Source organism: Halobacillus naozhouensis (assembly GCF_029714185.1).
Lineage (GTDB): Bacteria > Bacillota > Bacilli > Bacillales > Halobacillaceae > Halobacillus_A > Halobacillus_A naozhouensis.
Genome location: NZ_CP121671.1, coordinates 933,505 through 955,226, shown reverse-complemented (window position 1 = coordinate 955,226; position 21,722 = coordinate 933,505). Strand labels below are relative to the sequence as shown.

At 42.4% G+C, this 21,722-nt stretch carries 24 protein-coding genes and 1 riboswitch; of the genes, 6 read left to right on the top strand and 18 right to left on the bottom strand.

The genetic code is table 11. The annotated features are described in order from the left end of the window. Positions 1-6: 6 nt before the first annotated feature. From P9989_RS04915 to P9989_RS04875, 9 genes are all read right to left on the bottom strand, one after another. Entirely contained in the window at positions 7-267 is a 261-nt protein-coding gene (locus P9989_RS04915; RefSeq protein ID WP_283077696.1) for a gas vesicle protein GvpG, read from the bottom strand. Next, positions 267-1,034, bottom strand: coding sequence for a GvpL/GvpF family gas vesicle protein (locus P9989_RS04910; RefSeq protein WP_283077695.1), 768 nt, complete (start codon positions 1,032-1,034; stop codon positions 267-269). The genes P9989_RS04915 and P9989_RS04910 overlap by 1 nt, the downstream gene beginning before the upstream one ends. 26 nt (positions 1,035-1,060) lie before the next feature. After that, positions 1,061-1,972, bottom strand: coding sequence for a gas vesicle protein GvpN (gene gvpN / locus P9989_RS04905; protein ID WP_283077694.1), 912 nt, complete (start codon positions 1,970-1,972; stop codon positions 1,061-1,063). A gap of 26 nt (positions 1,973-1,998) precedes the next feature. Further along, the gene (gene gvpO / locus P9989_RS04900; protein ID WP_283077693.1) at positions 1,999-2,259 is read right to left on the bottom strand and encodes a gas vesicle protein GvpO; all 261 of its coding nucleotides are present in this window, start codon (positions 2,257-2,259) and stop codon (positions 1,999-2,001) included. A gap of 75 nt (positions 2,260-2,334) precedes the next feature. Beyond that, positions 2,335-2,595, bottom strand: coding sequence for a gas vesicle protein GvpJ (gene gvpJ / locus P9989_RS04895; protein WP_079526327.1), 261 nt, complete (start codon positions 2,593-2,595; stop codon positions 2,335-2,337). Between the two features lie 33 nt (positions 2,596-2,628). After that, a complete protein-coding gene (gene gvpQ / locus P9989_RS04890) occupies positions 2,629-3,087 on the bottom strand; it encodes a gas vesicle protein GvpQ (protein WP_283077692.1) in 459 nt (152 codons plus the stop codon). Between the two features lie 32 nt (positions 3,088-3,119). Beyond that, positions 3,120-3,635, bottom strand: a complete 516-nt coding sequence (gvpT, locus tag P9989_RS04885; protein ID WP_283077691.1) for a YtxH domain-containing protein — start codon at positions 3,633-3,635, stop codon at positions 3,120-3,122. 43 nt (positions 3,636-3,678) lie between these two features. Further along, positions 3,679-3,939, bottom strand: a complete 261-nt coding sequence (gene gvpA / locus P9989_RS04880; protein WP_283077690.1) for a gas vesicle structural protein GvpA — start codon at positions 3,937-3,939, stop codon at positions 3,679-3,681. 430 nt (positions 3,940-4,369) lie between these two features. Continuing rightward, complete coding sequence (locus tag P9989_RS04875; RefSeq protein WP_283077689.1) at positions 4,370-4,552, bottom strand: CsbD family protein; 183 nt, start codon at positions 4,550-4,552, stop codon at positions 4,370-4,372. A 167-nt stretch (positions 4,553-4,719) separates the two neighbouring features. After that, positions 4,720-4,831, top strand: a riboswitch (TPP riboswitch). 121 nt (positions 4,832-4,952) lie between these two features. Between P9989_RS04875 and P9989_RS04870 the strand changes: the two genes are divergently transcribed. The 6 genes from P9989_RS04870 to P9989_RS04845 all read left to right on the top strand — a co-directional run bounded on the left by P9989_RS04870 (position 4,953) and on the right by P9989_RS04845 (position 9,115). Next, the gene (locus tag P9989_RS04870) at positions 4,953-5,945 is read left to right on the top strand and encodes an ABC transporter substrate-binding protein (protein WP_283077688.1); all 993 of its coding nucleotides are present in this window, start codon (positions 4,953-4,955) and stop codon (positions 5,943-5,945) included. Between the two features lie 23 nt (positions 5,946-5,968). Further along, a complete protein-coding gene (locus P9989_RS04865) occupies positions 5,969-6,259 on the top strand; it encodes a thiamine-binding protein (RefSeq protein ID WP_283077687.1) in 291 nt (96 codons plus the stop codon). Further along, the gene (locus tag P9989_RS04860; protein ID WP_283077686.1) at positions 6,259-7,032 is read left to right on the top strand and encodes an ABC transporter permease; all 774 of its coding nucleotides are present in this window, start codon (positions 6,259-6,261) and stop codon (positions 7,030-7,032) included. The genes P9989_RS04865 and P9989_RS04860 overlap by 1 nt, the downstream gene beginning before the upstream one ends. Next, on the top strand, positions 7,025-7,762 hold the full coding sequence (locus P9989_RS04855; protein WP_283077685.1) for an ABC transporter ATP-binding protein: 738 nt from the start codon (positions 7,025-7,027) through the stop codon (positions 7,760-7,762). Before P9989_RS04860 ends, P9989_RS04855 begins: the two co-directional genes overlap by 8 nt. Then, complete coding sequence (locus P9989_RS04850) at positions 7,759-8,535, top strand: TatD family hydrolase (protein ID WP_283077684.1); 777 nt, start codon at positions 7,759-7,761, stop codon at positions 8,533-8,535. Before P9989_RS04855 ends, P9989_RS04850 begins: the two co-directional genes overlap by 4 nt. A 73-nt stretch (positions 8,536-8,608) precedes the next feature. After that, on the top strand, positions 8,609-9,115 hold the full coding sequence (locus P9989_RS04845) for a peroxiredoxin family protein (RefSeq protein WP_283077683.1): 507 nt from the start codon (positions 8,609-8,611) through the stop codon (positions 9,113-9,115). A gap of 209 nt (positions 9,116-9,324) precedes the next feature. Here P9989_RS04845 and P9989_RS04840 read toward each other — a convergent pair whose 3' ends face one another. From P9989_RS04840 to P9989_RS04800, 9 genes are all read right to left on the bottom strand, one after another. Continuing rightward, positions 9,325-9,975 (bottom strand): GNAT family N-acetyltransferase, encoded by a 651-nt coding sequence (locus P9989_RS04840; RefSeq protein WP_283077682.1) that lies wholly within the window; start codon positions 9,973-9,975, stop codon positions 9,325-9,327. 21 nt (positions 9,976-9,996) lie between these two features. Then, positions 9,997-11,427: an NAD-dependent succinate-semialdehyde dehydrogenase gene (locus tag P9989_RS04835; protein WP_283077681.1), complete on the bottom strand. Its 1,431-nt coding sequence runs from the start codon at positions 11,425-11,427 to the stop codon at positions 9,997-9,999. Positions 11,428-11,438: 11 nt separating this feature from the next. Continuing rightward, the gene (locus P9989_RS04830; RefSeq protein WP_283077680.1) at positions 11,439-12,524 is read right to left on the bottom strand and encodes a C45 family autoproteolytic acyltransferase/hydrolase; all 1,086 of its coding nucleotides are present in this window, start codon (positions 12,522-12,524) and stop codon (positions 11,439-11,441) included. A gap of 36 nt (positions 12,525-12,560) precedes the next feature. Further along, entirely contained in the window at positions 12,561-13,946 is a 1,386-nt protein-coding gene (locus P9989_RS04825; RefSeq protein WP_283077679.1) for an aminotransferase family protein, read from the bottom strand. A gap of 191 nt (positions 13,947-14,137) precedes the next feature. Then, entirely contained in the window at positions 14,138-16,270 is a 2,133-nt protein-coding gene (locus tag P9989_RS04820) for a sigma 54-interacting transcriptional regulator (RefSeq protein ID WP_283077678.1), read from the bottom strand. Positions 16,271-16,406: 136 nt separating this feature from the next. Then, a complete protein-coding gene (locus tag P9989_RS04815) occupies positions 16,407-16,643 on the bottom strand; it encodes a biotin/lipoyl attachment domain-containing protein (RefSeq protein WP_346274904.1) in 237 nt (78 codons plus the stop codon). 60 nt (positions 16,644-16,703) lie between these two features. Beyond that, complete coding sequence (nhaC, locus tag P9989_RS04810; RefSeq protein WP_283077677.1) at positions 16,704-18,170, bottom strand: Na+/H+ antiporter NhaC; 1,467 nt, start codon at positions 18,168-18,170, stop codon at positions 16,704-16,706. Between the two features lie 234 nt (positions 18,171-18,404). After that, positions 18,405-19,997, bottom strand: a complete 1,593-nt coding sequence (locus P9989_RS04805; protein WP_283078836.1) for a Na+/H+ antiporter NhaC family protein — start codon at positions 19,995-19,997, stop codon at positions 18,405-18,407. A gap of 119 nt (positions 19,998-20,116) precedes the next feature. Further along, positions 20,117-21,619: an aminotransferase class I/II-fold pyridoxal phosphate-dependent enzyme gene (locus P9989_RS04800; RefSeq protein ID WP_283077676.1), complete on the bottom strand. Its 1,503-nt coding sequence runs from the start codon at positions 21,617-21,619 to the stop codon at positions 20,117-20,119. Positions 21,620-21,722 lie beyond the last annotated feature (103 nt).

Sequence of the window (21,722 nt, the reverse complement as noted above, 5' to 3'; positions counted from 1 at the left end):
GTTTATTCACTCTTCCTTTTGCTTCGTCAGCTCTTCCCACTGTTCCATTTCTTTACGTTTAGCCACTTCGTATCGTTGTAGCAGTTCCTCTTCCTTTTCTTTATAAACATCTTCGGGAATTTCCTCTAACTCATACATCATTTGCAGCTGCACCAGCTTCTGTTGAATGGTTGAAAGGTCATACAACTCCTTGTCGGCTTCTTCCTGCACCTTTTCACCGATTTTCTTAACCATATTCATTGGCCCGGTCACCAATTTATGCAGCATCAGGTTTCCTCAACAGTCAATCGGATATCGATGAAATTGTATGCGGGCCAAGGACCCGTATAGTTAAATTCGACCTTATCCTTCCATTCCTCATGAGCTTCGTTGACCTTTTCATCAAACGCTTCCTCTTTATCGCGGTCAACTAAAAACGAGGCATTAAGAAGCATTTTCTCTCCAATCGGATCATTCGCTTTAGCTGCTTCAGCTGCTTCTTCTAACGGTGTGTAAACGCTTGATTTCAACTCATCCTGCATACTTGCAAATATCTTTTGTGCAGCACCGCCGAGTTTGATGCGATCGTAATAACCAGCCGCTTCGGATTTACCGCGAACCGTCTGAGCCATTTCCTCTACCTCAGGATTTTGATTAACTCTCGATTCAAGCCACTCTTTTTTCCCGATGACTTTCAAACCAAGCTCAATTTTCCCTTTGATTTCTGGAAACAGCTTTTCAAATTGCGGGTACAAGTTCTCGAGCAATACGGCTACATCTTCTTTCGTTTGAAAAACATTACCAAAGCTAATCGGAATTACCGTATCATTGTGGGTCATCACATTTGAGATCACATTTTGATGCATCATCAAGTTTTCCCGGTTGGGATGATAAATCTTCATCGGAACTTCAGCCGCAACCATCGCAGCATCTTTATAAGGGATCGTAAATGTTTCCCTTCGTTCCCCTTCCAGTTCAATTGTCCCGAATTGCTCGTCATGATTCGTTTGAATTCCACAGAAAATATAAATTCCTGTTTCATTTTGTTGATCCATTGTTCTCTCTCCTTTACCTTCATCCTTTATACGTTGCTGCACTCATTGAGGATCAACTTCTCAGCTTCTTGCAGAGGATGCTCAGTTTCCAGGCAACGGCTCACTGTATGACTTAATAGATCCAGGCACAACTCCTGAAAGTCTTCATTTTCCCCATCTATCGGAATATCTTCTTTTGAAGACAGCCTTGCGATCATAAGCGAGGAGCGTAAACTCGGTCCTTTACTGTCAGCCTTCGTACATTGCTGGCGTAATTTCGTCACTAGAGTCGTAATCGCCTTTGCTTCACTATCCTCGACACCTATTTTTTCAGACACAATCTCTGCTTCCCGATCAAGATCCTGATAATCCACAGAAATCGTAATCAACCGATCCAATAAGGCATCCTGTGTTTTATAAACACCTGCATATTCAACCGGATTACTCGTGAAAATCACTGAAAACTCAGGATGTACACGGACGAAAGGCTCCGTTAATTTCGATCCATATAAAGGGATCACCCCTTCTTCTAAAATGGACAGAAAGATGTTATTCGTCGTTGGCCTCGAACGGGTAAACTCGTCATACACTAGCGTATACCCATGTTTAGCTGCCTCAAGCAGCCGGCCATCTCTCCATGTTTCCGTAACATTTTCATCCTTTTTATAAACAGATCGTACATATTGGTCGACAACCTTTTGACTTGTGTAACCCGTAAAGTCGCCGATCAGATCCTTGTTATTTAACTCATGATTCCCGTGCATCAACATGACTGGGCGCTTTCGTTTCTTCGCGAGAGCCAGAGCCAGGGAGGTTTTTCCTGCCCCGGCAGGTCCCGTAAAATGAACCGGATAACCTGCTTTTAAATACCTTAAAGAACGGGAAAGCAGACTCTTTGTCCTGGTATCCTGTATCAGCGCTTTTGAGTCATGATTAATTTTCTCCTTTAGGACTGTCATTTAGGGCATCCCTCCAGTCACCTCTGTTAGCTTTCGATCTTACTCCGATATCGGATATCAACTCGCTTAAAGGAGGTGACTTCTTTATCTTGATTGACCAGAACATCGTACGTCCCGAGCATCTCGTCCTTTGCATACTTTTTCATATATTCCTTTTCTTCAATCACTTCTACCGTAACCCTCCACCCTTCTTCCTCTGCCTTCTCAACGGAAGTAATTTTATGAGGCGGGGCTACATGTTCAGCAAAAAAACTATTCACATTCTGCATGATTTCTTTAATTTCCATAGTCTTCCTCCACGTGGTTCATAGTAAAAGTGGAGGGACCCGCAATTGTTGCGAGTTCCCTCATACACATTTTTCCTAAATACTAAACTGTGCATTTCTTTCATTCGGTTGGGCAGGAAGCCCTTCTTCTTCCACGTCATCTCGCAGCAGACCTACAGCTTCAGCATAACGTAACCACGTATCAACACTGGCAATTACGACTCTGGCCTCAACCGTAAGGATTTCAATTCCTACTACAGAAACTCTTGCATACGCATCAATCACAATTCCTTTGTCAAGAATACGGTCAATTACCTCAGCTAAACTGGAACTATCAGCAGTCTTTTGTACAGCCACTTTACATTCTCCTTTCAAAATTAAAGTCAAGAATCAGCCTATTTTTTTAATGTTGTTTACTGATTTCAAATCCGTTGACTTTTTTACTTCAGATGGTCCTTTAATATTGGTTGCACTTTTTATATCTGAGACACTTTTAAGGTTCTCAACACCTTTTACCTTGTCCCTCTTATTACTTGAGGAGATTTTCTTCTGAAACTCTTCCCCTGCTTCTTTTACGTTTCCAAGCTTGTCACGGACTGACAGTAATACATCCTGAACCTTTTCTTTTGCATCTTCTGCTTTCCCATGAACGTTATGGGCATTGTTCTCTTTCACTTCAGCCAATTTCTCAGAAGCTTGATTTACTTTTGATTGAACTTTTTCTTCCACTTTATCAGTGGCTTTATTTTGAAGTTCATCTTTAGCCTTCTGCTTCCATTCAGAAGGAGCTTTCTTGATTGCTTTCTTTGCCGCCTTCCCTACGGCCTTCTTCATAGGTTTAGCACTCATTAAATCCCCCCTTCCAAGGGTGACTTATGGTTTTATCCTTTGGCCTCCAGCAATGCATTTAATTTCTCTTCAATCCGTTGAAGATTTTCATTTAGGCGTTTATTTTCCTCTTTCAGTTCCTTGTACTGCTCAGAATCATCATGTTCACTCGTTTCTGTACTTGACGTTCTGTCTTCTTCTGATTTCTCTTTTTCCTGGCCATGGTTCAGCAATTTGTTTTCGTATTTACCCCAGTATCCTGCGGCTGTTTGCCTTAACGTAATCATAGCCTGCTCAGTAATGATTTCCTGTGCAGTTCTTCGGAGTTCTCTGCTCGCACCCTTGAATACCTCAGACTGCCCGATACGACCGGCTACTTTTTTGCCTGTTTCGGGACTTGCCAACAGTCCCATGCTAGCTCCGACTACCCCGCCAATTAAAGCCAGATTCGTAGAGTTTGCAGACTCAGTAGATTTCTGCTCATGATCCTGCTGATTTTTATTCTGGTCTGTCTGCTGCTCTTCGCTCTGTTGCATGGTTTGCTGTTCGCTGTTTTCTTGATTTGCCACTAGACTCACCTTCTTTCAATTTTTTCTTGATATGGTTGGATGGTTAGAAGCTGAATTGAGTATCACGCTCACCTTGTTGCTTCACCATGCCTTCCTCTTGCGCTTCATCCCGCAGTAAACCAACCGCATTGGCGTACCGTAACCATGTATCCACACTTGCGATTACCACTCTGGCCTCAACCGTCAGAATTTCTATTCCTACAAGGGAAACTCGTGCATACGCATCTATTACAATTCCTTTGTCAAGAATTCTGTCAATGACTTCCGCGAGACTAGAACTATCTGCAGTTTTTTGCACACTCATTTTTGATTCTCCTTTCAAAGTTAATCCTCGAAACGACATCATTAATTTGCTTTAGTGCACAATAACACCTTTATGAATACTTAAAACCTGGCTTCATTCATAAAGAATGAATATTTACATGTTTTTCCTTAATTATTATTTAGAGGTCGTTGTTTGTAATATAATAAAGCCAATGGAATCAACTTATTTAGACGTGCAGAATTAGAAATAATACAAACATAACAATTGAATTACATTTCTGATAATTAGTCCGTTTTGATAAATGATTAAGTGCGAATCCCTCTGGAAAAGCCATCTTATCCCATTAAAATAACCGCTCGATTGCTCGAGCGGTTTTAATTCCTCTTCTAATTGTTCGGCCTTAGAAGCATCAAACCCAATTTCTTTCACCTTAGATCGTATTATATCGCCAATAGAAACATTGGTTTTACTACTGTTCTCTGTTTTTATGAGCGCCTGATGCGTTCTGAGCATTCCCTTTCAACTTATCCTTCTTCCCTTCATTTTGCATTCTCTTGTTATCTGCAGCATTTCCTACCTGGTCCTTCACTTCACCTTTTGCTTTGCTTACAGCTCCTTTAACTTTATCTGAATATCCTTTTCCTTTACTCATTTTCTATCGCCTCCTTGCCCTATGTATAAACGAATTCCGAATTCTGTAAACTTTTTTGAAACGAACTTTATTAAACTAACTATTCTCCCTATATATCTCACCCCCCCTTGATAATTACCTGCATCTATGGCACAGTTTAAAAGACAACGTGTTAACAAAAATGTATAGATTGAATGTAGGGGGACCAGTTTAGCTGGTTGAGATTGTATCCGTAAAAGATGCTGACCCTTGGAACCTGATCTGGTTTAAACCAGCGTAGGAAACATATGAAACGAACTTTCGTTTATTAGTAGATATGCACCCTAGGTATGGTACCAGGGTGCTTTTTTCATGCTCTAAAATCCCTGCTTCCAATTAAACTTGGCGTTAACATACCATCACTTTTTTAGGAGGAAACCAGATGAAAAAGCTTTTATTACTCTTTAGTACATTACTTGTATTAGCCGCCTGCTCGAGTGGTGAAGAAAGTAACACGGCTCATAACGGAGATAAAAAGCAGGAAGTAAAGCTTGTACTCGATTGGACACCCAACACAAACCATACTGGACTTTATGTGGCTCAAGCTGAAGGGTACTTTGCAGAACAAGGCTTAGATGTTGAGATTATGCTCCCGGGGGAAGCCGGGGCAGACCAACTCGTGGCCTCTGGTAAAGCAGACTTCGGCATTAGTGCACAGGAAACGGTGACAGAAGCTCGTATTCAAGAGATCCCGATTGTCTCGATTGGAGCGATTATCCAGCACAACACTTCAGGATTCGCTTCACCTGAAGAGAAAGACATCACATCACCTGAAGACTTTGAAGGTAAAACATACGGTGGATGGGGCGCGCCTGTCGAGAAAGCTGTACTCTCTTCATTAATGAAAAAGGAAAATGCAGATGTTGAGAAAGTTAACATCATTAATATGGGGAATACTGATTTTTTCACAGCTGTTAAACGAGACGTCGACTTCGCCTGGATTTATTATGGCTGGACAGGTGTAGAGGCTGAGCTTCGGGGTCAAGAATTGAACATGATGTACTTAACCGATTACTCTGAAAAACTAGATTACTATACTCCCATCTTAACGACAAGTGAAAGTATGATGGCCGATAACCCAGAAACCGTTGAAGCCTTTATGGCCGCTGTATCAAAAGGATATCAGTTTGCCATCGATCATCCAGACAAAGCAGCAGATCTATTAATCGAAGCCGTGCCTGACCTGGATCCGGAACTCGTTCACGCCAGCCAAGAATGGTTGTCGCCTAAATATCAAGCCGATGCGAAACGCTGGGGACAGCAGGATTTAGAAGTTTGGAAGAATTATGCTGAATGGATGTACAACCATGATTTACTTAATAAGAAGTTGAAAGCTAAGGAAGCCTTCACGAATAAATTCTTACCCGAAAAATAAAAGATTAATAGGAGGACAATAGCATGACTAATTCACTCGTAAGCATACAAATCCTTCCAAAGGCGAAAGATGAAGAAGATGTCATCCCTTATGTCGATCACGCCATCTCCGTGATCCATGAATCCGGATTAAACTATAAGGTGCATCCTCTTGAAACAACGATTGAAGGTAACCTGGCAGAGATTTTACCTTTGATAGAAAAGGTAAATGAAGCCATGGTCGAGAAAGGTGCCAGTAACGTCATTTCACAAATTAAAGTGCTTTACCAGCCAAACGGAACTTCTATGGACTCCCTTACGGAGAAGTATCGTTAATGAAAAAGCTGATTTATAAAGGGTGGAGACCAGGGTTGGTCCTCATCCTTCTGCTTATCCTATGGGAAGCAAGCAGCAAGCTATTTGAGGTGCCCGACTGGATATTGCCCGCTCCCTCCTTGATTTGGCAAGAAGCCATAAACGGCTGGGATCAGTACTCTCATCACCTGTTCTCAACAATCCAGCTAGCGTTGCTGGGTTTTGTAATTGGCACAAGCTTCGGATTACTTGTAGCCATCCTCCTACACATGATCCCGAGTTTACGGGAAGCCTTTTATCCGTTGATCATTTTATCGCAAAACATACCGATCATCGTGCTTGCCCCCTTGCTCGTAATTTGGTTCGGCTTTGGCTGGCTTCCAAAAGTCATCGTAATCGTACTCGTCTGCTTTTTTCCAATCGCCGTTGCCACGATGGACGGCTTAAGGCAAACAAACCAAGAGCTCATCCATTACATGAAAATGGCTGGCGCATCAAAGGGACAGATTTTTCGCAAATTACAATGGCCTCATGCCATCCCTTCCATGTTCTCCGGGTTAAAAATCTCAGCAACCTATAGTGTTATGGGAGCCGTTATTTCCGAGTGGCTGGGAGCGAATGAAGGAATCGGGGTCTACATGACACTAGCCTCTTCTTCCTTTCGTACAGACCGTGTATTTGTGGCAATCTTCTTCATTATGATGTTAAGTCTGCTGTTCTTTGGAGTGATATCAAAGGTAGAGAAGGTTCTTACGAAGTGGCAATCAAAAGGCGGTGATCAACAAGATGGCTAAGTTATCGATTGAGCAATTATCCAAATCATTTGGTTCCGAATCTATTATTAAAGACCTCTCCCTTCATGTTGATGAGGCTGAATTTGTTTCCATTTTAGGACCTTCAGGAAGTGGGAAAAGTACGCTCTTTCATTTAATTGGAGGTCTCTATCCTCCTGAAAAGGGTGACATTTATCTCGATGGTCAACGAATTACTGGAAAAAGGGGAGCTATCAGCTATATGCCGCAAAGCCCCTCCCTTCTTCCCTGGCGTACGATTCTTGATAATGTGCTGTTAGGGGCTGAAATTGCTGGGAAGCGTGATACAGAAACAGCCAGGGTTATGATGGATAAAGCCGGTCTGGGCGGGTACGAGTCCGCTTATCCAAGCCAGCTGTCAGGCGGCATGAAACAACGTGCCTCCTTTATAAGAAGCCTGCTCAGCCCACAATCACTCATTTGTTTAGATGAACCCTTTTCTGCACTCGATGAATTTACCAGACTCGAAATGCAAAAATGGCTAATGTCAATTTGGGAACACTATAAACGCTCGATTTTATTTGTAACCCACAATATCGAAGAAGCCCTGTTTTTGTCAGACCGAATTATTGTATTATCAAATAAACCTGCATATGTGCAAAGAGAGTTCAAAATCCCCTTCAAACGGCCAAGGGAAGAATCATTAATGCTCACTCATGAATTCTTAGAATGGAAAAAAACAATCTATAATGAATTGAGGGAATTCTCATGACGCAGCGTATTATTGATGCCCATATTCATCTCGATATGTATAGTGATGAAGCACGAGAGCAGATTTTAAAAGAGCTGGAAACATTTCATATCGATCATTTAATTTCAGTCTCGAACCACGCAACATCGGCACGAACGAATTTGAAGTTAGCTCACCAGGATCAACGAGTCAAACCAGCCATCGGATTTCACCCGGAGCAAGAGCTGCCTAACGAACAAGAACTGCAGCAGCTATTCTCGCTTATTGATCGACACAAAGAAAATATCACAGCGATTGGAGAGGTCGGCCTCCCTTACTATTTACGAAAAGAAGATCCTTCACTCAATTTGCAGCCTTATATGGACCTGCTTGAAAGCTTCGTTCAGCTAGCCGTTAAACTGAACAAACCCCTCATTCTCCATGCTATTTATGAGGATGCTGATCTTGCTTGTGATGTACTAGAAAATTATGATTTTCATAAAGCTCACTTCCACTGGTTTAAAGGTTCATCTCCAACGATCCAGCGTATGATTAACAACCAGTACTTTATTTCTGTGACACCTGATTGCTTGTATGAATCCGAAATTCAGCAACTTATCAAGGAATACCCCCTGCGGTTGATGATGGTCGAGACCGATGGACCCTGGCCATTTGAAGGAGTTTTCAAAGATGAACTTACTCATCCAAAAATGATTCATAAATCAGTAGTTACCATAAGTAAGGTGAAGGGGATGGCGTTAGACGAAGTTCACTACCAGCTCTACCAAAATACGATCAGGTTTTTTGGAGATTAACTATTCTTCCACTATTTAAATGTTGTCAAAACGGGTATAGGGGTTATATAACCAATAATAAAGGAGGCTCCCTATGAGCGTGTTTAAATTAGGAGAAAAAGTCCCTAACTTTACATTGCCGGCTGTTTCAGGCGAAGATTATACCTTTGAAGAATATCGTCAGGCCAATGAGGGGTACTGGCATTTACTTATCTATTTCAGAGGATCGTGGTGCCCGGCTTGTATGACAGAATTAAAGGAATTTGAAGAAAGCAAGCATCATTTTGAAGATAAAAAAGTAAAAATAACCACTATTTCTACAGATAATAGTCAGAGTTTGAGGAAGATGGTTGATAAACATGGGCTTTCGTTTCCGGTATTATCGGACGGAGATCTAACTGTTTTAGCTCAATATGATGTCTACTATCATGGCACAGAAGATCCCTATGAAGATCATGGCACACATGGTGAACCTGCTTACTTTTTGACAGATGATCGAGGCAATCTTCTCTATCAACAGCGGCAGACAAGTCCCTTCGGCCGCCCTCACCCGAAGGAAATCGGAAAAATCATCAAATATATTAGTGAAAACTTCAAGTAGCATGATTTGGTAAGCCCAGATAATTGGATGACCCAATTATCTGGGCTTTTTTGATTTTTAAAATTGTGCTTTAGGATGACTAATACAGCCCATAAGCTTCAAAATTTTGACTAAACTCATTATGATTCTGCCCAAAGCCTAAATGGTTCTTCCCTAATGGTTGGGGATTACACCTTAACAGAAATTGCGGATAGCATTATATGAACCTATCATTCAGGAGTGTAATCCTCGTTATGCCATTCCATGGAAGTCGCATATTCTAGAGATTCCTTATCCCCTGGCAAGTAACCAGGAATAATTTCATTTAACACGAAGCCGTTTTTCAATTGAAAGGTCATTACTGGGTCGTAAATATTTCTCTCTATGACCTGGTCGGCGTATTTCTCTACCGATAATTGATCAGCGTATTTATGATAATTGGGAATCCGGCCGCCGATCACAATACTTTTTAAATTCAAATCCTTACAAAGTTTTTTTCTAGCCTCATACAAACGCCGTCCTAGTTTTAACTGTCTGTAATCAGGGTGGACACAAACTTCGACTCCATAAAGATTGACCCCATCCTGGTTATGGTTACGGATATATCCGTAATCTGAGATTTCTGTATAGGAATGATTGTTTTTGTACTCGTCAAAATTAACGATGAGACTTGAGGATGAGCCTACAATTTTCCCGTCCACTTCTACAAGAATTTGGCCTTCTGGAAAAAGCTCACATTGGCTGGCAAAGTGTTCCCGTTTAAAGGAAATATCCGGACCGAAACTTTGATCTGACAGGGCTGCGACTTCCTCTAAATCCCCTTCTGTCGTATTACGGATGACGATTTTTTGCTCTGACCTGTTTAAGTTGATGTTTGACATAGCCTTTCGCCCCTTTCTTGTTTACTTACCCGTATGAATAGAGACAAACTTCTCTTCCAAATACTCCATAATTCCTGACTTACCACCTTCTCTTCCCATACCGCTTTCTTTCATACCACCGAAGGGCGCTTGAGTGACAATTGGAGCCGGATCATTGATTCCAACAATGCCGTATTCCAACTCTTGCATCATTCGATGACCTCTACCTAAATCTTTTGTGAAGCAATAAGCAGCGAGTCCATACCGATCATGATTGGCTCGCTTAACGATTTCTTCTTCATCCTTAAACGTAAATATCGGAGCCACGGGTCCAAAGGTTTCTTCTCGAGCTATTTTCATGTCATCATTAGCATAATTGATGACAGTTGGCTCATAGAAATGGCCATTCGGTACATTATCCACGTACCTTTTCCCACCACAAAGAATTTCTCCATTATGTTGAAGTGCATCTTCCACATGACTTTCGACTTTCTCTAACGCCCGCTCATTGATAAGCGGACCGATATCTATCCCGTTTTCTATTCCATCCCCTACTTTTAACCCGGATACTTTTTGAGCTAATTTTTGACTGAATGCATTTGCAATGCTTTCTGCTACATATACACGATTGGTACTAATACACGTTTGGCCAGAATTTTTGAACTTCGTCAGTAAAACACCTTTTACGGCAGCATCGATATCAGCATCCTCAAAGACAATTAGCGGCGCATGCCCGCCAAGCTCCATAGAAACTTTTTTAACGGTATCCGCTGAATCCCGGAGTAATTTTTTTCCGACAGCAGTTGAGCCCGTGAATGTCAGCTTACGAACGTCAGGATGCTGGGTCAATTCAGGTCCAATTTCCTCCGCTGGACCAAGGATTAGGTTGGCTACACCCTTTGGTAATCCGGCCTCATGAAAACATTCGAACACCTTGATGGCTGATATCGACGTAGAGGGTGCCGGTTTCAACACAACGGTGCACCCTGCCGCGATTGCCGGGGCAATCTTGCGTGTAATCATTGACGCTGGGAAATTCCAGGGCGTGATCGCAGCCGTTACACCGATTGGCTGTCTGAGGACCATCAACTGTTTATCAGGTTGCGAAGCCGGAATGGTTTCCCCGTACACTCTTTTCGCTTCTTCTCCGTACCAATCCACATAATTGATCGCCCCCAGTACTTCTCGCTTTGCATCAGGCAAAGGCTTCCCCATTTCAAGTGTAATCGTTTCAGCAATCTCGTCTGCCTTCTCTCTCATTTTTGCAGATATCTGCGCTAAATACATGCCACGTTCTTGGGCAGGTGCTTTTTTCCACTTCTTGAAAGCCGCTTTAGCTGATTCAATAGCCTCGATCGTCTCTTCGCGGCCGCCTGCTGCTACTTTGTCAATCAGCTTACCCGTTGCTGGGTTAAAAACTTCGATAGTATTTCCAGTGATTGATGGCTTCCATTCTCCATTGATATAGAGCATTTGATCCCTCCTTACTTTATTTCTTCAAATTGTGCGTCTGACGGGTGTCCGACACAAAGCCATACTTTCCGTTCTGATAGATTCATAATGATCGAAAACACGGTTTCCATGCGGCGATGCTCAGGGGCGCGCAGGTTTTCATAATGATCGATAGAATTCGGTGCATTAAAGTGATCCGAAAGCCATTCTTTAAACGTCTCTTCATGAATAGGGTGTTGTCTGGCAATCCAAGTGTCGATTAACTGCTCGGCCCGCTTCTTACGGATCATTGAATCATCAAAGACAAATTCACTCATGTCTTTTAAGTTCTGTTTAAGAATTGGAGAGACCAGATGGTTAGTATGGACCAACTTCCCATCATTTCCCCCTACCATATCAATACCAAATGGGGAAACCTCTACATTTAATGCCATGCCTTGCCCATTTCCTTCGTCGATTCCAATTAAGAAACTTGCAGCAGCAGCTATTTGGCCGCCTTTGATCTTAGAAATAGCTTCATGTAAAGAGCTAGAATTTAATACGCTCCGTAACCCGAGATGGATGGGAATTTCATTCGACTTTTTATCCGTCAACAGGGCATTAAAGCAAAGACCAACCCCCGCGGAGTTAAAGCCGATTTTCCCAATGATGCCTCCCTCGGTCACCATAGTGATCACTGGCTTTGTTTCACTACGAATTTCAAGCAGCAGAAGGCTTTCCTTTTGTTCAGCTTTCCAATCCCAGTTCTGTCCAACGATCGTATCTGTCGTTAATGGGGCTGTCACAGCTATAGCTGTACAACCATCGGAAAAATTCGCTCCTCTATAATTGGCTAAGGCGATTTCACTACGGGCATTCAAAGCCAGAATATCTTCAAATTCCACCCCTGCGCCTTCAGCGACCCCCTGCATCTCCTCAATCAGCTGTTGATCATATTGTTTGATCGCTGGCAAATGCTCAAGAGCAATTTTCCTGGCTTCCCCCCAGTTGATGCCTTTATATCCGTGGAATAGTTTTTCGTATGTCTCTAAACTCTTATGCACTTCCGCTTTCCCTTGACTTCCATGCTGCCTGCCTATCTCCCTTGGAGAACCTTGCAGTGTCAACTTCTTAATCATGAATTACGGCCCCTTCCAGTTACTAGTTTTCCAGGTTTAACAAAATTTCTTTTCAAACACAGTGATAGAATCGTCTAAAATATTGATCATATCATCAATTTGTTGTTTGTTTATGATCAACGGCGGGGCGATGGCGACGATATTCCTTCCAACATTTGAAGAAAGTGCTCTTAGAATTAGTTTACGTTTAAAACATTCCTCTACCACTTCCGCCGACGGAAGAATCGTTGAATCGAATGGTTTGCCACTGTCACGATCGGCATATAGCTCAAAACCAGCTAATAATCCTACTGCTCTTGATTTTGTGAAGGTAGGATGTTTATCCTGCAAATATTCAAATCCTGCCCTGAGTTCATACTCCATATTTTTCGTATTGGCAACAATTTGGTCGCGCTCCAGAATTTCAATATTCTTTAATGCAACCGCACAAGCTGTGGGATGACCGCTGTAAGTGAATCCATGAGCCAGAACTTGATCATATTGAACGAGTACGTCGCGAATGCTTTCCTTGATAAGAACACCGCCTAACTGAGAGTACCCACTTGAAATCCCTTTAGCCACACTCATCAAATCAGGTACAACTCCCCAGTTTTCCACACCAAACATTGTTCCCGTACGTCCGAAACCACAGATGACTTCATCCGCTATAAACAAAATACCGAATTCATCGCACAGATCTCTGACTGCTTCCAAATAGCCCTCGGGAGGTACATGAACACCGCCCGATCCTTGGACAGGCTCGATAATGACTGCAGCAATCGTGTCTGCTCCCTCTTTTTCAACGATATCCCGTATACATCCTTCATAATTAGGATCACTCTTATCGCCACGTTCACAATTCGTTAAATGCGGATTGGCATGGAATACTTCGGAAATTTTTGAACCGGAAAAATCATGGAACAACGGAATCGAAGTAGCAGTTTGAGCCGCAATCGTCACCCCATGGTAGGCCTGTTTGATCCCGATTATCTTTGTTTTTTCAGACTTGCCTTTTAAGGTCCAATAAAAACGAGACAATTTGAAAGCGGTATCATTTGATTCCGAACCGCCAGACGTATAGAATACGGAATTCAAATCCCCCGGAGCCAGAGATGCAAGCTTTTCGGCTAACCTTACCGCTGGTTCGTTAGAGTATCCGGCAAAGGACGAGCTAAACGCCAATTTAGACATCTGTTCTTTCGCCACGTCCGCAAGCTCTTGCTGGCCATGCCCAAGATTAACATTCCAAAGCATCGAAAGCCCATCGATATATTTTTCACCGTTCACATCACGGACGTAAATTCCTTCCCCTTCTGCAAAAGTGAGTTTTGGACCTTGTTCGGCGTGTGTTTTAGGAATCGTAGTCGGATGAAGGTAATGTTTTTTATCCAATTCTTCTAACTCCGAATGCTTTGAATGTTTAAAGGACAGTTGATCAGTCATGTATAAAACCTCCTGATTGAATATTCTCTTCACTACTATTTAATGCAAGTTCTATGCCACTTTGTTCACTCGAAAACATTGGGCTATACTCGAGCATTGTAAACGTGTATTCTTCCGAGGCTATGAATATATGCATAGGCTATTCCTTTTTGCATAAAAAAAGCTACTTCCCTAAAAAAGTAGCTCAGTTGTTACTGGGGGGTTTCCGTATTCGCTTTTCTCTGTAAGATCTTCTGATACTTGCGGCTTATCGCAGATTGACTGATCTCAAGTGCCTTTGCCGCCCTCGTGGTCGTTTTATATTTTTTCATGGCTAGCAGAATCAATTGTTCTTCCAGGTGTTCCTGTGCCTCTCGATAAGGAACAATTCCTGTGATCACAGGTTTTGAGTGCTTGCTTTCACCAAATTTTAACGATTGATTGACGAAATCGGCAGTGATGACATCATCATCGGCCGTAACCACCAGCCGTTCTATTAAATTCTGCAGCTCTCTAATGTTGCCCGGCCAATCGTAGACTTCCAATAGATTAAGAGCTTCAGGGGATAGGTGGTAGTTTTTATTGTATTGTTCGTTCAACTGCTGAATGAAATGGAACGCCAATAAAGGCACATCTTCTGGTCTTTCTCTTAATGGAGGAACTTGAATCGGAATGACATGAATACGGTAATACAAATCTTCACGAAACGATCCCTCCTTCACCATTTTTTCTAAATCCCGGTTTGTGGCAGCGATGATTTGTACATCAATCGGGGTCGGTTTCGTGCTGCCAACAGGAGTGACTTCCTTTTCTTGCAAAACCCGTAACAATTTCACCTGCAGCCGCAATGGGATTTCACCGATCTCATCCAGAAACAGAATACCTTTATCGGCTTGTTCAAAAAAGCCGACTTTCCCTTTCGAATCCGCCCCCGTAAACGCTCCTTTGGTATAACCAAATAGCTCACTTTCCAGCAACTCTTCAGATATAGCACCACAATTTACTGTCATGAAAGGTTGATTCACACGATTTCCTTCTCTATGAATCGACTTAGCTATCAATTCCTTTCCGACACCGGATTCACCAAGGATCAAAACGGTTGAATCAAAATCAGCCAATTTTTTTGTTTTGTCCATGATTTGTTCCATTTGCGGGCTGCAGTAAATGATCGTTTTTCTAACGTGATGGTTAGTTTTCAACTTTTCTAACTCTTCTTTATAGTTTTTCGAAATTCGTTTCGTTTCTCTTAATTCAGATTTTAATTTTTTCGTTTCTGTGATATCCCTTGAGGCGACAATAATGCGATGGATGTCTCCCTTGTCATTCAGAACAGGGTTCCCCACCGCTAATACGCTTTTCCCATTTGGTGTAGTTTGAACGACTGAAACCTTCTTCTTTTTATCAAGGACCAACCTTACGACAGACGGGCTGAATACTCCTTGCTTTTCCAATTCGAGCAAACTTTTTCCGACGATTTCTTTTAAATCAGAGACACCCCAAAAACCAGGGATAAAATTATCACTATACCGAAGCAGCTCACCACGATGATTTACGACTAATATTTCGTCGTACATGGTAGCAAGGATAGCATTCAAATCTGTGTTGAGATCTTTAACATATTCAATTTCCATAGCCATCTCTTCAACCATAGGTAAGTCCTGAACGATAATAATCATCCCGTCAACCTGCTTGTTATCATTAACAATCGGACTATAATCGACGAGAACTCCGATTTCATCAGTGATATGAAGTTGGTTCAGCAGGGTTTCCCCTGTTGATAAGGCCTGGTTGATATGAGCCTGGTTAAATATCTTTCCGGCATTTATGTTGATCACTTGTTCCTTAGAAGACTTAATCATTTTTAACCCTGATTCATTACTATTTACAATCTTTGTCTCTCCATCTACAACAAAAATCCCCATAGGAATGGAGGATAACATCACTTTTAAAAGGTTGATATTATGATCCTGGCGAAACAATTCAACAAGAGCATCTTCTCTCCGTATGTAGCCGCTGTATTCATTTTGTTCATTTTTAATCAAGGCGACGTGTTCCCCAAGGATTTGAAAAATGAACGGTAAGGTGGCTGAACTTCCAGGCTTCAACTCACCGACGTGATCGATAGGAGTGGCATAGGATTGAAGTGACTCGATCGTCAGGTCTAAACTGTTTACCCCGGCGACAGTCAGATCATCCATATAAACATAGGCATAGACCTGATCGTTTTTCTTCAGAAATACGAATGGTTCTCTTCGTTGAGAGATTTGTTCCCTCCAGCCCTCTTCAGGAGAGTCTACAGATATACAAAAAAGGGGGCGCAGTTTATTGCTAATCGTATGATTCATCTACCGTGCTCCTTCCAGTTGCCGTCGATCTTTTCATTATAACAAATGTTACAATTTTTCGAAAAATGGTATGAACACTTAATTAGAATGGAGAAGATTGAGTCATCTCAATCTTCTCCATGATCGAAACTTATAATTAGTCACTTCCGCTTACAACTATGTCCTCTTTTATATAAGCTAAGACCATTCCGGGAACAACTTCTTCATCAACTTGAACTTCCAATGAATCAACTGTGCCGCTCAATCCTATCGTCACTGTTTCACGATGCCCCTCATCCGTTTTAATCGTAAACAAAGATTCCCATTCATAGACACGACTGTTGATTTGTATAGATATATCTTCAACTACTCCATGGCATGGGCTTGTTACCATCTCACTTGACTTCAAATCCCTCACTCCTATCTTTAAGTAAAGCGCTTTCACTAATTCCCATCACTTAGCTTCCTCCGTTGCTTCACGATCGGTAGCAAACGCTGATTCTTGAGATTGCTCGTCTTCATCAGACAAGTATTCTATTTTAAAATTAGCATATCCGTAAATAACGGCAACGATCGGACTGATCAGGTTTAAAAAAGCATAAGGAGCATAACTGAATGCGGAAACCCCTAATGTCGCAAACATAAACGCCCCACATGTGTTCCACGGTACCAGCGGAGATGTCATCGTTCCAGCATCTTCAAGTGTTCTTGATAAGTTTTTAGGATGAAGGTTCCGATCTTTGTAGGCTTTCGAGTACATCCGTCCAGGAAGAATAATCGAGAGATACTGATCACAGGCAATCACATTTGCTGAAATGCATGTCCCAACCGTAGCCATAATTAAGCTTCCTGTTCTTTTGGCAAAGGATAATAATGCCACGACAATTGCTTCTAAAATTCCTGCTTTCTCTAAAATCCCCCCAAATGACATGGCAATAAGGATTAAGGCGACGGTGTACATCATGCTTTCCATCCCGCCATTATTCAAAAGATTACCCACTACTTCAATACCGACTTCTTTTGAGAAACCATAATACATTACACTGAATGCATCGCCTGTGCCCATCCCTTGAAAACCGATAGCAAAGGCAACCCCGATAAGAGATCCAATAGTAAGCCCTGGAATAGCCGGCATTTTAAATATCATCATGAGGATAACGGCTGCAGGCGCGAGCAGCAGCCACGGAGAAATAACAAAGATGTCACTCAACTGCTTTTGAAGGGTCTGTACCTCAGCGATACTTGATTGAGTTTCTGAAAATTGCAATCCTAGAATCGTGTAGATCACCAGAGCAATCAATAGCGCAGGGATCGTTGTAAACATCATGTGCTTGATATGCTCAAACAACTCTGCCCCTGTGATCCCTGGTGCCATATTGGTTGTTTCCGATAAAGGCGATACTTTATCCCCAAAGTACACACCTGATATGACGGCGCCTGCTACCATAGCCAAATCGACTCCAAGACCCTGACCAATCCCCATAATAGCGATTCCAATGGTTCCAGCAGCCGTCCAGGCGTTTCCTGAGGCTAAAGCTACGACACAAGAAATCGCACATGCTGATACTAGGAAATATCCTGGTGACAATAAGCCCAAGCCATAATAAATCATCGTCGGAACGATCCCGGCAGCTATCCAGGAGCCTATGATCGCGCCGATAATCAATAAAATGACGATCGCTTGTAAAGATAATCTAATCGTATCTAGAAAACTACTCTCAATGTCTTCCCATGAATAACCAAGCCACAGAGCGACAATTGCAGCAACAACCCCGCTTAACAGTAATGGTACATGAGGATCCAGCCCAAACCTTGCAATGCCTACATACAGCGCCATAATCATAAATACAATTGGGATCATGGCCACTTTAAAGGATGGTCTTTTAACCGCTTTCTTCACTTTATTTCCTTGCACACTCATCCCTCTCTCCTTGAATATTGCCTTCCGCCGTCTCAACGGAAAGGTTCATCCTTATAGTTTGCAAGTTTCATGCCAGATCCCATATCACGTTCAATTCGGATAATTCAGATTATTTATCTTGAATTCCTACCCATTTTTGCATAAATTATTTGCTTTTTCATAAATGAATGGAGAGTAATGAAGGATAAGTCCTCGTTTTAGAATTTATTTTTTATAGTACTGATGAAATAACATTCACCCATTTTTGGCAAGTTTTCCTTCGACGATAGGTTTTACTGATTTCTTCATATACCAGACAAATACAACTAACAAAAGGATGGATGCTGCACAACCGAGGATAATGCTGCCTGTAAAGCCAAGCACGAGGTAACCAATTGTAGCGATAGCTCCGGCAATAATCGCATAAGGCAATTGTGTATTGACGTGGTCCATATGATCACACCCTGCTCCAGTAGATGATAAAATCGTCGTATCGGAAATAGGTGAACAATGATCACCTAACACTGAGCCTGCAAGAACTGCTGCGAGCATAGGCAGCATGTAAGAAACATCCGTATTCGCCGCAATCTGCCCGGCAATCGGGAGCATCAAGCCAAACGTTCCCCATGAAGTTCCCGTTGAAAAGGCCATAAATGCTGCAAGGATAAAGACCAGCGCTGGTAATAATCCAAGCGGAATATTCCATTCTTGAACCAATCCTGCCAGATACGCTCCTGTCTCCAATTGGCTGATTATCGTGGTAATCGTCCAAGCGGTAATTAAGATATAAATGGCCGGGAGCATAGACTGGATCCCACTTTTGAATCCGAGCATCCAATCCTTGAACGAAAATCCTTTTGGTAAAAAAACAAGCAACGTGACGATTAAGCCAGCTAAACCTCCGTAGACGAGTGATTTGGCAACAGCTGTATTTTCAAAAATAGCTAAGATTGTCACATTGATGCCTGTCGCAGCTACTGCCTGGTATCCCGTGTAGACCATCGCGCCAACGGTTCCAACCAAAAGAGCGATGATCGGCCAAATCAGGTCACCAACCTTGCCTTGATGGCTTTCGGGGAGATTTGTTAATACGTCCTGGTTTTCTTCATTACCTAATCCCTCATCCATGCCTACGGCTCTATCCTCATGGCTTCTCATTAAACCGAAGTTAATGTTAAACCAGGCTGTCGCAATGACGAGTAAAATGGCAACAACCGCGTACAAGTTCATCGGAATCATATAGAGAAACCCGGTAAATGCACTGTACTCTGCCACTTGATGCGTGGCAAGCACGGTTCCAATTAACCCGATAATATAAGCTCCCCAACTGGATATCGGAGAAATGACACAAACTGGAGCTGCCGTCGAGTCTAGAAAATAAGCAAGTTTCGCTCTAGAAATGCGGTGACGATCCGTTAGAGGCCGGCTAACTTGTCCGACAGCTAAAGAGTTAAAATAATCATCAATAAATACAATAAGGCCGAGAAAAACAGTTAATAACTTAGCTCCTTTACGAGACTTTACTCGATGGATCGCCCAGTTACCAAAAGCGCGTGTTCCACCAGCCATGGAAATGAAAGCTGTCATTATCCCAAGAATCAATAAGAATAACAGGATGAAAAGGTTCCATGTGTTAAACTCCCAAGCAGATTCATTCATGGCCACAAAAATATCACGGACCGTATTGAATATCTTAGCAACGGCCCCCGCAAAATCGAATTGTTGAAGCATGAGGGCACCTAAAAATATACCTATCCCAAGTGATAAAAGCACTCTCCGTGTAACAATGACCATGATTATGGCTAATAGTGGCGGGATTAATGAAAATACTGAATTGACAAATTCCATCTCCACGTATCAATCTCCTCCTTTTTTATTGATCTGTCGTTTCTAGTTGTCAGCCCCCTCTAATCACCCTTATTAGTAATCATCCAAAGGGGTTCGGGGGCTATAGTCCAGACTGCAAGCTAGCAGAGTATATATAAGGATTTCATCGTATCATCAGAAGGGCTTTGGAAATAAGCGCCCATCTCTTTAAGCCGACGGATCGTTTTTACATGATCAGTTGTAATTTGTTCACCAGGCGTCAACAAAGGAATGCCTGGGGGATAAGGCAGCACCATTTCGCCGCAAATAGCTCCAATTGCTTCTTGCAAAGTTGCACGTTTGCGTGGCTTATGAAAAGCCTCATGTAACGATAAGGCTGGTTTGTAAAGGGTTCCTTCCTTTTCAAAAAGAACCATATCAGAAGGGGGTGACTGCTCAGCTGCAGACATGGTTTGCAGCTTTTCATCCATTTCCTTGATCTTCCTAACAACTTTCTCGATGTCTTCCTCCCTTTCATCTAGTGAAAATAAGAAGCCAACGTTACGAGGATCACAGATTTCCGCAGTACAGCCTAATTCATAAAACATATCTAGCAATTGAAATCCTGAAACGACACCAGTCTTACCTGAAATAATCCACTTCAATGGATCTCTATTATCAACCTCTTGACTTCCACCCCAAATAGAAAGCGTTTGCAATTCAGAGTCAAGAGCGATCCTTCGATCTTCTAGTCGTTTCACTGTCTCTTTGATTTGAGTGCGACCTTTCGTGACTAAATAACGCCTTGCCAAATCCAGAGAGGCTAACAGCGGGTAGGAAGGGCTCGTCGACTGAATCATTCCGAGCACTTGCCCCAGCCGTTCACGAGACACCAGGTTTCCTTTCACATGAAGCATAGATGCCATCGTCATCGCTGTTAACATTTTATGTGTAGATTGGACAACAATATCTGCTCCCTGCGAAAGGGCTGAAGGCGGCACCTCTGCTGCTTGCCCAAAGTGAGGGCCATGAGCTTCATCTACTACGAGAGGCACTCCTGCCTGGTGACAGGCTTTTGCTAAAGAAGTGATATCCTGACTCATTCCATAATAATTTGGATTGGTAATCCATACTCCCTTCACATCGGGGTTATCCTTCAATGCTTTTTCAATAAATGACAGATCGGAAACCTTAGCAACCTTAGTTGTTGGTTCAATGGATGGGGCAATAAAAATAGGTTGAGCACCGGCTACCATCAGCCCATGGAAAACGGATTTATGCATATTGCGCTGAACAATGATTTTATCACCAGGACTGCATAGAGTTAGAGCAGCCCCGATATTTCCGGCCGTACTTCCTCCAACAAGAAAAAATGTATGATCTGCTCCAAAGGCATCAGCAGCTAACGCTTGTGCTTCGGCGATGAAATTAGTTGGGTGATGTAAACCATCAATCCCTACTGATTCTGTAGTATCAATCTTTAATATGCTTGAAAAACGTCCTAGTGCTTCTTCATCAAATACACGTCCATCTTTATGTCCTGGAACGTGTAAAGAGGTACGTTGACTTCTTCCATACGAGCAAAGCGCTTCATAAAGCGGGGCTGCTGTATGGTCCATAATTGAGTGTGGTTCCTCGTGATGTGTTGTCGCTTTAAAAACCATTACACCCTCTCCTTCTTCCACCCCATACGTTCGCTTTAATAGAAGTCGAACGTATGCAATGTATTCCTCATTCACTGTTTTACTAAAGCAAGTTACGTGCCAA